The organism is Sphingomonas sp., from assembly GCF_030145815.1.
In the GTDB taxonomy this organism is placed as follows: domain Bacteria; phylum Pseudomonadota; class Alphaproteobacteria; order Sphingomonadales; family Sphingomonadaceae; genus Sphingomonas.
Genome location: NZ_JAIXHL010000007.1, coordinates 136,311 through 150,553, shown reverse-complemented (window position 1 = coordinate 150,553; position 14,243 = coordinate 136,311). Strand labels below are relative to the sequence as shown.

General features: G+C 68.3%; 8 protein-coding genes. 3 read left to right on the top strand and 5 right to left on the bottom strand.

Annotated features, from left to right (window positions below; translation table 11 throughout):
• Nucleotides 1–39 precede the first annotated feature (39 nt).
• Both KYX69_RS08255 and KYX69_RS08250 read left to right on the top strand, forming a co-directional pair.
• Nucleotides 40–513, top strand: coding sequence for an outer membrane protein assembly factor BamE (locus tag KYX69_RS08255; RefSeq protein WP_300495946.1), 474 nt, complete (start codon nt 40–42; stop codon nt 511–513).
• 103 nt (nt 514–616) lie between these two features.
• Nucleotides 617–1,132, top strand: a complete 516-nt coding sequence (locus KYX69_RS08250) for an RcnB family protein (RefSeq protein ID WP_300495943.1) — start codon at nt 617–619, stop codon at nt 1,130–1,132.
• Between the two features lie 108 nt (nt 1,133–1,240).
• On the opposite strand, the gene pbpC is transcribed toward KYX69_RS08250, so the two are convergent.
• The gene (gene pbpC / locus KYX69_RS08245; RefSeq protein WP_300496045.1) at nt 1,241–3,316 is read right to left on the bottom strand and encodes a penicillin-binding protein 1C; all 2,076 of its coding nucleotides are present in this window, start codon (nt 3,314–3,316) and stop codon (nt 1,241–1,243) included.
• Between the two features lie 245 nt (nt 3,317–3,561).
• Nucleotides 3,562–9,318 carry an alpha-2-macroglobulin gene (locus KYX69_RS08240; RefSeq protein ID WP_300495940.1) on the bottom strand — a complete coding sequence of 1,919 codons (5,757 nt, stop codon included), beginning with the start codon at nt 9,316–9,318 and terminating at the stop codon, nt 3,562–3,564.
• Nucleotides 9,319–9,496: 178 nt separating this feature from the next.
• On the opposite strand from KYX69_RS08240, the gene KYX69_RS08235 reads away from it, so the two are divergent.
• Nucleotides 9,497–10,033, top strand: a complete 537-nt coding sequence (locus KYX69_RS08235) for an outer membrane protein (RefSeq protein ID WP_300495937.1) — start codon at nt 9,497–9,499, stop codon at nt 10,031–10,033.
• A gap of 184 nt (nt 10,034–10,217) precedes the next feature.
• Here the strand turns inward: KYX69_RS08235 and phbB are convergent, their stop codons facing one another.
• The 3 genes from phbB to KYX69_RS08220 are packed head-to-tail and all read right to left on the bottom strand — an operon-like array spanning nt 10,218 to nt 14,199.
• On the bottom strand, nt 10,218–10,940 hold the full coding sequence (gene phbB, locus KYX69_RS08230) for an acetoacetyl-CoA reductase (protein WP_300495935.1): 723 nt from the start codon (nt 10,938–10,940) through the stop codon (nt 10,218–10,220).
• 29 nt (nt 10,941–10,969) lie between these two features.
• On the bottom strand, nt 10,970–11,974 hold the full coding sequence (hemH, locus tag KYX69_RS08225; protein ID WP_300495932.1) for a ferrochelatase: 1,005 nt from the start codon (nt 11,972–11,974) through the stop codon (nt 10,970–10,972).
• Nucleotides 11,974–14,199: a molybdopterin cofactor-binding domain-containing protein gene (locus KYX69_RS08220; RefSeq protein ID WP_300495929.1), complete on the bottom strand. Its 2,226-nt coding sequence runs from the start codon at nt 14,197–14,199 to the stop codon at nt 11,974–11,976. The genes hemH and KYX69_RS08220 overlap by 1 nt, the downstream gene beginning before the upstream one ends.
• Nucleotides 14,200–14,243: the final 44 nt, after the last annotated feature.

The following is a 14,243-nucleotide window of genomic DNA, read 5'->3' as shown; positions in this document are numbered from 1 at the left end:
GCAATGCGCGGCCGTGCCCGTCTGGGGAGAGTGAGTTTGATGAAGTCCGCCCGTATCCTGACCGTCGCGCTGTGCGGCACGATTCTGCTCGGCACCAGTGCCTGTGTGAAGCCGCTGCGGGGGTATCAGGGCTATGTGGTCGATGCCGACCTGGTCAACTCGGTCCAGCCCGGCGTGGATAACCGCGAATCGGTGCTTCAGACGCTGGGCAAGCCGACGCTGACCAGCCAGTTCAACGAAGGCGAATGGTATTATGTCGGGCGTCAGACCCGCAACTTCGCCTTCAACAATCCCACGGCGAAGGAACAGACGACGCTGCGCATCCGCTTTGACGCGGCCGGCAACGTCACCGAAGTGACGCGCACCGGCGCCGAGCAGATCGCATCGATCAACCCGTCGAACAAAAAGACCCCGACCCTGGGCCGCGAGCGTGGCTTCTTCGAGGATCTGTTCGGCAATATCGGCACCGTCGGCGCCCCTGGCACGGGTGGGGGCCCCGGCGAAGGCCCGTAATTTCCCTGTCCGTTGCCTGAACTGTTCATTCCCGCACCGTTCAGTCATCGGGTCCTAGTTTCAGCTCATGCCCGACCACCGGGCCGAGTCGAAGGAGGACGAAATGAGGAAATTCATCGCAACCGCGCTGATCGCCGCTGTCGCCATGCCGGTCATGGTGCCCGCCGCCAGCGCCCAGTCGCAGCGCGAAGTGCGCCGCGAGCGCCAGGATCTCCGTGAGGAACAGCGCGAGCTGCGCGACGCCCGCCGCTATGGCGACCGCCGCGATGTCCGCCGCGAACAGCGCGACGTGCGTGAAGCGCGCCGCGACTATCGCGACGCGGTGCAGGATCGCAACCGCCGCTGGGGCGACAATGACTGGCGCACCTATCGCGGCTCGAATCGCGGCGTTTATGCCCGGGGCAACTGGCGCGCGCCGTTCCGTTATCAGGGCTTCCGTGCCGGCGTCCGCATCGCCCCGACCTATTATGGCAGCCGCTACTTCATCAATGACCCGTGGCGCTACCGCCTGCCCCCGGCTGGCCGTTTCCAGCGCTGGGTGCGTCACTATGACGACGTGCTGCTGGTCGACACCCGTCGCGGCGTCGTGCTGCGGGTCTATCGCAACTTCTACTGGTAACCTTTAAAAATGGCCGCGCCGACGGATACGCTGTCGGCGCGGCCTTTACTATGTTCCGGCCCCGAAAGGGTAGGACCAGCCGCGATAACGCTTGTGTCCGAAGTTGGTTCAGCGCACGGTAAACATTATCTGATCGGCCACCCGGCCGCCCGGTGCCACCAGCCGTAACTGGTGCCGCCCCGGCCCCGCCAGCACCAGCGGCCGCGCATCGGCGCTGCCCAGATCGCGCCCGTCGAGCACCAGCCGGTGGCCGATCACTTCCCCCGACACGCTGATCGCCATGCGCTGCCGCTCGATCGGGATATCGGGGTCGAGCGCATAGACGCTGCCCGCGACCGGGCTGACAATGCGCGGCCGCCGCGCCACCGCCGGCGCCGCCGCCACTTGCGCCATCCCGGTGCCAACCAGAAAATACTCCCGACGCGGCTGTTCGATATTCCCGTCAAAGCTGACCTGCCGCGCCTCGATTCCCCTGGGTCGCTCGGGCGCGCGGCCCGGCTGCTCGGCGTGCAGGGCCATCATCACGTCGCGCCACACCGGTGCCGCCCCGCTGGTGCCCGACACCGCGCGCATCGGATCGCCCTCCAAATTTCCGACCCACACCCCCACCGTGTAGCGGTCCGAAAAGCCGATGCACCAATTGTCGCGCATCGCCTTTGACGTCCCCGTCTTCACCGCCGCCCAAAACGGCAGGCGTAGCGCGGAGTCCATGCCAAAGGTCGATGCCCGCGCCGCCGGATCGGCGAGCATGTCCGCGACCAGCCAGGCCGCCTGCGGCGTGGTCGTCACCCGATCCGCCTCCGCTTTCGCATCCGCCTCTACCCTTAACGGCGACCAGCGCCCGCCGCGCGCGAGGCTGCGATAGGCCGCAACCTGCTCGACCAGCGTCACCTCCGCCGACCCGAGCGCCAGGCTGAACCCGTAATAATCGCCACTCTCGGTCAGCCCGCGATAGCCGCTGTCCCACAGCCGGTCGCGAAACGCCTCCACCCCGGTCAGGATCAATGTCCGCACCGCCGGTACGTTCAGCGACCCGGCCAGCGCCGATCGCGCACTCACCGGTCCCTTGAACGCGCGGTCGTAATTTTGCGGCACATACAGGCCGGACGCCGTGTCGAGCTGCACCGGGCTGTCGTCCAGGATCGAGGCGGGGGTCAGATACCCCTTCTCGATCGCCTGAGCGTACAGGAACGGCTTCAGCGTCGATCCCGCCTGACGATAGCTCGCCGCCCCATCGACCGAGGGCGCGGTCGACGCGCCCCCGATGCCGCCGACCCAGGCGAGGATCTCGCCAGTGGCATTGTCCGCAACGATCACCGCCCCATCGCGCGCGCGCGTACCTCCCAGCCCCACCAGTTGCCGCCGCAACGCCCGGATCGCGACGCGCTGCACGTCCAGATCGATCGTCGTCTTCACCCGCAATCCCGGCTGCGTCAGCATCCGGTTCGACAGATGCATCGCCAGCCCAGGATCGAGCGTCAGGCTGCGCGCCGGCCCCAGCATCGACGCCGCCGCCCCGGCAAAGCGACTGCAGTCATCGTCCCGCGACAAGGCACAGGCCCGCCGCGCCACCGCATCCGCCCCCGCCGACGGATCGGGCAGCAACGCCGCGAGCAGCAAGCCATCGTCGCGTGTCAACGCATCGGGCGTCTTGCCGAACAGCCCCAACGCCGCCGCGCCAATCCCCTGCGCCTCCCCGCGAAACCCGGCGAGGTTGAGATAGGCTTCGAGGATCTGGTCCTTGCTCCACCCGCGTTCGAGCGCCGCGCCCGCACGCATCTGGCGCAATTTGTCCATCACCCCGCGCGATCCCGGCGCGGCCAGATCGGGCGCCAGGTAGGCCGCGACCTGCATCGACAAGGTCGACGCCCCACGCGCGCGCTTGCCCTCAAGTCTGTCGCGAATCGACCCGGCAACCGCCCACCAGTCCACCCCGTCATGGTCGCGAAAGCGGCGATCTTCGGCATTTGCAATGGCCTCCACGGCCTCCGGCGCGATCTTGTCGAGCGGCGTCCAGCCCAGCCGCCGCGCCTGAAAATCGACCCGCGAACTGTCGAGCAAGCGCCCTTCACGGTCATACAGCCACGCCTCGGACGGCTTCCACCCCGCCACGGTCGCGCGGTGCGACGTCAACGGCGGCGGCAGCGTCGCCCAGTCCACCGCGACATGCACCCCCGCCAGCATCAGGATCGCCGCCACCGCAATGCGCGGTCCGGTCCACCACGCACGATGCGTGGTCGCTTCGAGGCGGGTCCACAGGCCCCCGACTCGCTCGATCAAGGTAGGAAGAAACGCCACACCCACCAGCCGTCACCCCCGCGAAAGCGGGGGCCCATCTCCTGCCCGCCCGGCAACTGCACCGGCGCGAGGGTGGACAGTCCGGGAGATGGGCCCCCGCTTTCGCGGGGGTGACGGGCAACGCGTGGAGATCACCGCTGCACCACCACCATCGGCTGGTTCGGCACCGCCGCGCGGATCTCGGGCGAGTACATCGCCTCGACCCGGCTCGGCGGCAGCTGCAGCCGCCCCGCTGCGTTCAACCGCATCGCATAGCTTACGCTGTGCGTCCCACGCGGCATCCACGCGAAGTAGCCGCGCCACGCATCGCGCCCGCGCTCGACATAGCTGGTCCCGCCGCTGCTGGTGCCCTCGGCCAGCATCTCCGACTGGCCGCCCAGCGACCCGATCACCGTCGCGCCGGCCGGCACCGGATCGCTGATCACCACCCAGCTGCGATCCGCGCTCGCCTCGACCGTCAGCGTGACCTTCAGCACGTCGCCGCGCGTCAGCACGCCCTTGGTCTTGGCCTGCACGACCTCGACCGTGCGGGTCAGCTTGTAACCGGCATTGAGCGGCTGGGTCAGCGGCACCGCCGCCTTGACCTGAACGCTCGCCCATGGCCCCGCCCCGCCCGACTGAGCGAGCACCAAAGGCGTTTGCGCCCGCGGCAAAGCGAACAACAGGCTCCTCTGCGGTTCCGCCAACGGCCAGCTGCGCGTCACCACCTGCGTACCGATCGTCGCCGTCGTGATCCCCGCGACCTGCGCGGCGGGATAGACGCCTTCGAACTTGCGCGCGGCAATCACACCCCATGCGTTCGCGGTGGTCGTGTCCCAATGCCCGCGTTGCTGACGCAGCGCCGCACCGACCATCATCTTCGGCCCCTCGCCCTGGAACGCCGGGCGACCCAGCGTCGCGACCAGCGCCTTGAGCACCGATTCGTCGCCCGACGCCATCAGCCACCATGGCGTATTGCCCTTGTCGCTCAGGTCGATCCGCGTGCCTTCATAGACCAGCCGAGTCTTGAGCACGCCCTCCGCCGCCGCGCGCAGCTGCGCACCATTGGCAAGGCCGGGCACCCGGCCCAGCGCCGCGATATAATCGGCCAGCGTCGATGTCGGCATGTCCGCAGGCGTGATACCCAGCTGCCCCAGCATCGCCGCCGACGCCGCGCCCTGCCGCGCCAGCGCCGCAAACGCCGCGACCTTTTGCAGCCGCACATCGCCATAGTCATCGTGCCGCAGCCGCCCATCGAGCACCGCCTTCAGCGCCTCGATCATCCGCCCGCGCGACGCTTCGGGGATCGGCAGCCCGGCTTCCGCCGTGATCGACAGGATATAGCTGGTCAGCGCCTCCGACCCGCGCAGGCTCTCCGACGGGAAGTATCGCAGCAACCCGTCGCGATCGAGATAGACCGGCATCTCGCCCGCCAGCCGGTTCCAAGCGCCCATATCGCCCAGCACCACCGCCTGCGACGTGCGCTGCTCGAAACAGCCATAGGGGTATGCCGCCATATAATCGCGCACACCCTGCAGCGGCGGGACCAATGTCTCGGTCAGCCGCACCGTGACACTGCCCACACCCGGCAGTGCTCCAGCAGGCGGCGCAATCGATATCGGCCCGCCCTCACCCACGCGCGCCAGCGTCGCGGCCCAGGTTTCGACCGGCACCGCCGGGGCAATATCCTGCACCACCGTCACCGCATCGACCGCCTTGCCCGACTCGTCGCGCGCGGTGACCTTCCACTGCAATTTGTCGAAGCCCTTGGGCGCGGTCAGGTTCCACGCGATCGGCACCGCGCCGCCCGCCGGGATCTCGACCGTCAAGTCACGCCCCGTCGCCACCTTGGGCGACAGCTCGACCTTCGCCGTCACCTTCATCGGCTTGTCCGACCCGTTGCGCAGCGTGAAGCCCGCCGAGAAGAAATCGCCATCGCGCACCAGCGGCGGAATCCCGGCAAAGATGCTCAGATCCTGCGCCGTCCGCACCGCCGTCTCGCCCATGCCAAACGTCTGGCCGTCGCTGCCGACCGCAACCGCGACCAGCTTGAACGCAGTCAGCGCATCGCTCAGCGGCACATCGACCTGCGCCCGACCCTGCGCATCGAGCGGCACGGTGCCGCGCCACAACAGCACCGGCTGGAAATTCTCGCGGTTCAGCGCCGACAGATCGCCGCCGCCACCGCCGCCGGCCTCGACCGCCTTGCGCCCATAATGCCGCTTGCCCACCACCTGCGTCTGCGCGGTGGAGGTCAGCACCGAAAGCGGCCGCTCGCCCATCATCGCCTTGAGCACATCCAGGCTCTCGTTCGGGGCAAGCTGCAACAGCGCCTCGTCTACCGCGACGAACGCGACATCGGCCTTGGGCGCGACGCTGCCATCGGGGTTCTTGACCTGCAGCGCGACCTTCGCGGTGTCGCGCGCGGCATAGCGATCCTTGTCCGCCTTGACGGTCACCGCCATGCGGTGCCCTTCCCAGCCGACCTTGATCTTGGCGATGCCCATGCGGAAGCTCGGCTTGGCCAGATCGACCAACGCCGTCGGCTTCGCCCCCTCGCGCGAGAAGAAGGGCAGGTTCCAACGCCGCGCCAGATCGGCCCACCACAATTTCCACCCGCCAACACGCCCGCGCACCGCCATCACCGAAACGAACACATCGGGGGCATAGACGCCCTTCAGCGGCACCTCGACCACCGGATTGTCGCCCGACAGCTCGGTGACAAAGCTCGACAGCACGCCCTCGCGCTCCACCGTCACCAAAGCCGTCGCCTCACGGAACGGCATCCGCACCTGGAAGCGTGCGGTGTCGGTCGACTTGTACTCCTGCGCCTCGGCGATCACGTCCATCCGGTCGCCATTGTCTCCGCCGAACCACCAGTCATCCTCGCCCGCCAGCCAGACCGACGTTGTCGCGCGCGCGACATTGCCCGCGCTGTCGGTGGTGGTCGCAACAACATAGACCTCGCCCGACACCCCCGGGTCGATCGAACATTGCGCCAGGCCGAGTTCGTCGGTCTTCGCCGAGCAGGATGCGTCGATCTTGGTCGTGCGCATGTTGTTTTCATAGGCGTAGAAGCCGCCGATCAGCCGCCGCCGCGCGGTCAGGATTTCACGGCTATACACCGCGACCTGAACCTTCTGGCCCTTCAACGGCTTGCCCTGCGGATCGAGCGCGACGAAGCGCAGCCGCAGGTCGTCCTCCTTCATCAGCCAACCATCGGTCTTGACGCCCAGCTGCACGGCCGAGCCGAACAGCGTAATACCGCGCGATGCCGTCAGCACCTCGCCATTGGCATCCTGATAATCCATCTCGACCCGCATCCGGCTGGTGCCGGCCAGCGTCTGGGGGATGTCGACATTGGTCCGCGCAGTGCCATCGGCGCCCAGCGTAACCGGCAGGGTCTGCATCGGTGGCAGGCTGTTCGCCTCATCCTCCTCGCCATCGCCGTTGAGCGGCTTGGTCCCCTCCTCGATCGCACGCCCGCCGAACGTGTAGCCGTCCCAGCCATCGGGCGTATCGCTCTCATCATAATAGCCGATGCGCAGCTCGACCGGCAGGTTCGACGCCCCGCCGCCCGAGAGGTATCCGACGAACAGGTCGAGCGGCAGCGTCTTGGGCCGCACCGCCGCTTCCTTCGGCCCGGCGACCGACGCCTTCATCGTCGGCAGCTTATATTCGTCGACCTTGATCGACTGGCTGGTCCACAGCGTCTCCTCGCCACCCTTGCCGTCCGATTTCACGAATTGCAGGTTGTAATCGCCCATCGGCGCGCCCTGCGGCACGTTCCACTGCGTCTCACCGCTGCCCATCGCGCTGATCGTCACCGGCAGCTCGAACTGCGTGTCCGACCCACTGTGCGACAGGCGCAATTTGCCGCTGAAGCCTTCCGGGAAGACGAAGCCATTCGCCACCGGGCGGCGCAGGATATGCTTCATGTTGACGCTCTCGCCCTGGCGGACCAGTGCGCGGTCGAACACGGTGTGGACGATGTCGCTCGCGGCCTCATAGCCATAGCGCAGGTCGAAGTCGTACGGCCGGATGCCCTCGCCCCACGCGGTCAGCGTGAAGCTCATGTCATCGCCCTTGCGCGCTGACACCATCAGCGGCGGGGCGTTGCCCGCATCGCACCCGCCCCAGCTCTGCGGCTCGGGGATTCCCTGCGCGACAGCGAGACGACCGAACTGATCGGTCTTGCCGGTGGCGAGCGACCGGCCCGAACAGCTGTCGGTGACGCGCACATCCGCCCCGCCCACCGGCTTGCCGCTGTCGAGCGCGGTGACCCACACCAGCGAGCCCTCACGGCCCCATTTGAAATGCACCGCCATGTTGGTGACCAGCGCGCCCGCCGCGACATAACGCGGCGCATCGCGGCCCAGCAGCGCCTTGCCGAGTTGCGGCGAGGCCAGCTCGACAACATAGAATCCGGGCTTGCCCAGCGGGATTCCGACGACCTCGAACTCCTTGCCCTTGCCGGGCAGCGCGATCGCCGGGAGCGCCTTGCCGGTCGCCCCGGTCAGGATCGACGCGGCACCGGTCTGGTTGATCGTGACCGTCTCCGCGCCCTTCTTGACCTCCTCGCTCTTGTAATCATCGGCGTCGTCGATCGTGCGCAGCCATTTGGCGATCTCGCCGTCCGACGCCTCGACGCGCAGCCGCTGGCCCGCAATCGTCAGCCCCTTGCCCTGCAGCGCGGGTTCGACATTGCGCACCGTGACGGGCAGCACCCCGCCCTCCTGCGCCTCGATGATCCCGAACGGCGCGGCGAACTTCACCAGCGGCGGGGCCTCGTCGAAGCGCACCTCCAGCGGGAAGCGCTGGCCATTGGCCAGCACCCGCCCGCTCTCGTCCTTCAGCCCCTCGGGCAGCACCACCTTGCCGGTGGTGGACGCCGGCAAGGGTCCGGCGAACTTGATGTCGCTGATCGTATTGGCGCGCTTGTCTTCGTCGCTCAGCGCCGGTTTCAGCTCCTTGCCGTCGGGCAGCGATATGCGGATCGCCTCGGCCTGTTCGCGGGGAATGCGCGCGGTAAAGCGGACATAGGCTTCCTTGACCGGGTTGCACCCCGCCTGCGGATTGACCCGCGAACATTCGAACCGCGCCTCGAACGGCTTGCGCACGGTAAAGTCGAACCGCTGGTCGGCGCCCGCAGTCTTGCCGCCCGCACCCGCCACGCCCGCGCCCCACACCAGCGCCACGTCACGCCCCGGCGGCAACGGTCGTCCGCACTTCAGCGCGACGACGTTGGACAGCACCTTCGCACGATCCTCCGCCTTCTCCGGCAGCGCCTCGGCCATCCCGGCCTCGCTCAGGAAGTTGCGCACTTCCCAACGCTTGGGATTGAGGTCTTGCAGCAGTTTCCCCGGAACGTCCTCCGCCAGCAGCTCGACCGGAATCTGCTCGCCGATGCCCTCGACCGCGCAATAGGCATTGGCCGCAACCGACGCGCGCGTGGCGGGCATGTTGGTGCCGATCAGGAAGACCTGATCCTCCTCGATCTCCCCGCCCCAGCGCTGCGGCAGCATCGCCTTGACCGTCGGCCCGCCGGCATCGATCGTGAACTCGCGCTTGCCCGACACGGCATAGCCGGCCACGCTCTTGAGCTTCTCTTCCAGCGCAACGGTGCAGGTCGTCCCGCCCGGCAGCGGGCTGGCAAATTCCCAGACATAGGTCTGCTGATCGACCCAGCGCCCCTCGCCGCCGACCGCGCAGGTCACCTTGATCGGGGAGGCAGCGCGCGGATCGCCCAGCGGCACCATCGGCTGGCTGAAGCGCACGGTATAGCGCTCGATCGCGCCATCCCCCATGCCCGGCGTGGCCAACACCACCTGCGGACTCGAATCGCCCCAGGCGGCAATCGGCGTGAGCGCCAGTGCCAGAACCGCGGCCAAGCGTGCGAGCTGCTTCATCGAACCTCTTCCCCCAAAGGCGATGCGCGCGACCCTACGCCCCCTGCCGCCGGAGTCCAGTGTCAGCGGCCATGCATTCTCAGTTTCTGTCAGTGGTTCGCACGCAGCCGCTCCAGCACATCGGGGCCACCGCGGCACGCCGCCGCGTCGCCATTCGAAGTTGCAAGGAACGCATGACATGAAAAAGATCGCTCTGGCCCTCGCCGCCGCCCTCGCCACCGTCGCCACCCCGGCGCTCGCCCAGGACACCGAAGATTTCAGCGGTGCCAAGGCGACCGTGATCACCGGATACGACGTGGTCGATCTCAACACCCCCGGCGTGCGCAACCCCGACGGCCTCGTCTACGGCCTCGGCCTTGGCTATGACGTCCAAAAGGGCAGCGCCGTGTTCGGGATCGAGGCGGAAGCATCCGACTCGACCGCGAAGCTCAAGGCCGGTGCGGCGACCGTGGCTGAAGCCAGCCGCGACCTCTATATCGGCGGTCGCGTCGGCGTCGTCACCGGCAAGACGCTGATCTACGCCAAGGCGGGCTATTCCAACTTCCGCCTGCTCACCGTCGCCGGCAACGGCAACGCCGACGGCTTCCGCGTCGGTGCGGGCGTCGAGCACAAGCTGACCGACAAGGTCTTCGCCAAGGTCGAATATCGCTACACCGATTACGAGGCTGGCATGACCCGCCATCAGGGCGTTGCGGGAATCGGCGTGCGGTTCTGATCGGACTGTGATGAAGAAAGGGGCCGCTCTCGGAATGCGAGAGCTGCCCCATTTCTGTGTCAGTACGGGCAAAGCCCGTGCTTGGCGTCGGACGGGTTCCGCTTGCGCGGCCCCGCCGTCCGGGCGGGGCGCTGCGCCAATGGCTCGGCGCACCCGGGGGCGGGCGTCGCCGCCCCTGCGCCCATTAGTACATATGCTGCCCGCCATTGATGCTAAGCGTCGACCCAGTCACGAACCCGCCCTCTTCCGAGCACAGGAACGCCACGCCGCGCGCGATCTCGTTCGCCTGGCCCAGCCGTCCGACCGGGATCTTGGCGACGATCTTCTCCAGCACTTCCGCCGGAACCGCCGCGACCATGTCGGTGTCGATATAGCCCGGCGCGATCGCGTTGACCGTCACCCCGGCGCGCGCGCCTTCCTGCGCCAGCGCCTTGGTGAAGCCGTGGATCCCGCTCTTCGCCGCAGCATAATTGACCTGGCCGTACTGGCCGGCCTGACCGTTGATCGACCCGATATTGACGATGCGCCCCCATTTGCGGTCGCGCATGCCCGGGAACACACCCTTGGCCATGTTGAAACACCCGCCAAGATTGGTGTCCATGACCTCCTTCCACATCTGGTAGGTCATTTTCAGGATCGTGCCGTCGCGGGTGATACCGGCATTGTTGACCAGCACATCGACCGGCCCCAGCGCCGCCTCGACCTCCGCGATCCCCGCCTGGCAGGCGTCATAATCGGCGACGTCCCATTTGAACGCCGAGATCCCGGTCCGCTCGGTGAATTCCTGCGCCCGCGCGGTGTTGCCGGCATAGTTGGCGGCAACGGTCATCCCCATGTCCTTGAGCGCGACGCTGATCGCCTCGCCAATCCCGCGCGTGCCGCCGGTTACGATCGCTACCCGTGCCATACTCTCTCCTAAGCCGATTTACCCAAAGGCTAGGGAAGGTCGACCCAACCCGCAAGTTCCGATGCGACAATGCTGCGCAACATCGCGATGCCCGGAGCGCTGTCGTTCAGGCACGACAGATAGGCAAAATGCGTTCCCCCCGCCGCTTCGAAGCTTTCGCGCCCGCGGATCGCCAGTTCCTCCAGCGTCTCGAGGCAGTCGGCCGAAAACCCCGGCGCGACGATCGCGATCTTCTTCACGCCCTTGCCCGGCAGCGCTTCCAGCACCGTATCGGTCGCCGGCTCCAGCCACTTCGCGCGCCCGAACCGCGACTGGAACGTCACCGTCAGTTCACGCCCCAGCGCCTCGCCCAGCAGCCGCGCGGTCTTGCGGCAATGGCAGTGATAAGGATCGCCGAGCTCCAGTGTCCGCTGCGGCATCCCGTGAAAGCTCGCCAGCACCGCGTCAGGCTCGAACTCCAGCGCAGCCAACTGCGTCCGCACCGACTCCGCCAGCGCCGCAATGTAGCGCGGATCGTCAAAATAGGGCGGCAGCGTGCGCAGCGCCGGCTGCCAGCGCATCGCAGCCAGCGTCTCGAACGCCTTGTCCACCACCGTCGCGCTCGTCGCCGCGCAATATTGCGGGTAGAGCGGCGCGATCAGGATGCGCTCGCACCCGGCATCCTTCATCGCCTTCAGCTTCGCCGGCATCGACGGATTGCCGTAGCGCATCGCCCAGTCGACCATCACTTCGGGCCACGCCGCCTGCAACGCCGCCGCCTGCCGCTTGGTGATCGCCGCCAGGGGCGACCCGTCATCGGTCCACACCTGCTGGTACGCATGCGCCGACTTGGCCGGACGCGTACGCAGGATGATGCCGCGCAGGATCGGCTGCCAGATCAGCGCCGGTATCTCCACCACCCGGCGATCCGACAGAAACTCGCCCAGATAGCGCCGCACCGCACCCGCATCGGGCGCATCGGGCGTGCCGAGATTGACCAGCAGCACGCCGATCCGCCGCGGCGCAACCGCGGGGTGGCCTTGCGGTAACGCCATCATTCGCCTCCGGGGATCAAAGGAAGTTGCCGCAACCGCACGCCGGTCGCGGCATGGATTGCGTTCGCGATGGCGGGCGCGACCGGCGGCACCGCCAGCTCGCTCACCCCGCCCGGCTCGGCCTCGCTTGCGATCAGTTCGATCATGATCTCGGGCGTGTCGGCCAGCCGCGGCAGGTCGAGATCGGCGAACCCGCGCGCCTCGGCCATGTTGCCGGTAAAGCCGGTCGTCGCGCCCAGCGCCCCGGCCATGCCGAAAATCAGCCCGCCCTCGATCTGCTGCTGCACCACGTCCGGATTGACCACCCGCCCGCAATCGACCGCCGCGACGATGCGATCGACCTTGATCCGCTGGTCGCCACCGACCGACGCCTCGACCATCACCGCGATATAGGATCCGGCAAAGGCATGGCACGCCAGCCCCTGCCCGCTGCCCGCAAGCCCGCCCTGCCACCCGCCCAGCGTCGCGACGGTGGACAGGCACCGTGCCAGTCGCGGCTCGCCCCCCAGCATCGCGATGCGGAAACTATGCGCCTCGATCTGCGCGACGTGCGCCAGTTCGTCGATGAAGCTCTCGGTGAAGAAAGCGGTGGTCGCATGCGATCCTGACCGCCAGTACCCGGTTGGAATGCCGATATTGGCGGGGTGGTGATCGACCGCCAGATTCGCGATGCGATAGGGCGGCCGCGCCCCCGCCACCGCCGCCGGATCGCCGCTGCCGGCGAGCTTCAGCCCGGCCGCAATCGCACCGTCCCCGGCCATCAGCCGCGCCGCCAGCTCATGCCCGCTCGCCGGTGCCGCGATCTTGGCGAGCCAGCCCGCCACCGCACCATTGCTGCCCAGCCGCGCCGTCATGCGAGCCGCGGCGGGGGCGCGATAGCGGTCGTGCAGGCACGTTTCGCCGCGCGACCAGGTCAGCTGCACCGGCTTGCCCACTTCGCGCGCGATCACCGCCGCCTGCCGTGCGACGTCATGCTCCAGATTCTGTCCGAACGATCCGCCCGCGAACACCGGATGGATCACGACATTGCTCTCGCTCATGCCGAGCACATCGGCCACCGCCGCGCGGGCGAGGCCCGGCGCCTGCGTTGCCATCCAGATGCGGCAGCGCCCGTCGGCAAAGCTCGCGGTCGCCGCCATCGGCTCGATCGCCGCGTGCAGCGCCACGCCGACGCGATACTCGGCGGTGACCACGCGCGCGCCCTTGAACGCCGCGGACAGGTCGCCCTCCGACTCGATCCGGGTTCCCTCGCCATCCAGCGCAGCATCGAGCGCCGCCTGGATCGACGCGCTGTCGACCTTGGTCGCGACCTCGAACCGGGGCTTCATCGCGTCGAGCGCGCGCTGCGCCGCCCAGCTGTTATTGGCCACCGCCGCGACCCAGCGTTCGTCCTTGACGATCTGCAGCACGCCCGAAACCTTGCGCGCCGCCGCTTCGTCCACCGAATGCAGCTTGACCGTGCCCACCGGCCCCTGCCGGATGGCGGCAAACACCATGTCGGGCAGGCGGATGTCGGCGGCGAAATTCGCGCTGCCATTCACCTTGCCCGGCGCGTCCAGCCGGGGCGCAGGCTCGCCCATCAGCCGTGCACCTTCGCCCTCGCGCAGCGGCAGGTCGGCCGGCACGTCTTCGCCCGCCGCCTCCGCCGCAATCTCGCCAAAGCCGATCTTCTGCTTGTCATGCACGACAAAGCCGTTCGCCGTGTCGCACGCGGTCCATTCGACGCCCCAGCGCCGCGCCGCCGCCTGGCACAGCATCGCCCGCGCCGCCGCACCCGCTTCGCGCAGCGGCCCCGCAAACTGGCGCAGCGATGTCGACGCGCCGGTCAGCACCAGCGCGGTGCGCTGCGCATGGGTGGCACGCAGCCGCTCGGGCAGCACGCCGGGGAACAGCTCGCCCGCCGCCAGCGCATTGGCGTAAAGCGGGCTCAGCGGCGCCTGCTCGACCCCGACCCGCCGCCAGTCGGCGCCCAACTCATCGGCTACGATCTGCGGCAGCGTCGTGAACACGCCCTGCCCATATTCGCATTGCGGTACGGCAACCGTGACCTGTCCGTCCGGCGCGATCTTCAGCCACGCGCCGAACGCCGTTTCGCCTTCCCGGACCGGCAGATTGGGCAGATAGGTGCGCGGCCACGCCGCCCATGCGACGATCAGCCCGATCCCCGCACCGCCACCGATCAGCAGCGTGCGCCGGTCGATCCCCTTGATGCCCTTGCGCTCCATCCCCGCCGCTCTAGCGGGGCACACAGCAGGGCGCCACACCATTC

What these genes read in the sequence shown, in the direction of transcription:
- KYX69_RS08220 (WP_300495929.1), bottom strand. Translation starts at nt 14,199, where the DNA reads ATGGAGCGCAAGGGCATCAAGGGGATCGACCGGCGCACGCTGCTGATC.
- hemH (WP_300495932.1), bottom strand. Translation starts at nt 11,974, where the DNA reads ATGGCGTTACCGCAAGGCCACCCCGCGGTTGCGCCGCGGCGGATCGGC.
- KYX69_RS08255 (WP_300495946.1), top strand. Translation starts at nt 40, where the DNA reads ATGAAGTCCGCCCGTATCCTGACCGTCGCGCTGTGCGGCACGATTCTG.
- KYX69_RS08240 (WP_300495940.1), bottom strand. Translation starts at nt 9,318, where the DNA reads ATGAAGCAGCTCGCACGCTTGGCCGCGGTTCTGGCACTGGCGCTCACG.
- phbB (WP_300495935.1), bottom strand. Translation starts at nt 10,940, where the DNA reads ATGGCACGGGTAGCGATCGTAACCGGCGGCACGCGCGGGATTGGCGAG.
- pbpC (WP_300496045.1), bottom strand. Translation starts at nt 3,316, where the DNA reads ATGCTGGCGGGGGTGCATGTCGCGGTGGACTGGGCGACGCTGCCGCCG.
- KYX69_RS08250 (WP_300495943.1), top strand. Translation starts at nt 617, where the DNA reads ATGAGGAAATTCATCGCAACCGCGCTGATCGCCGCTGTCGCCATGCCG.
- KYX69_RS08235 (WP_300495937.1), top strand. Translation starts at nt 9,497, where the DNA reads ATGAAAAAGATCGCTCTGGCCCTCGCCGCCGCCCTCGCCACCGTCGCC.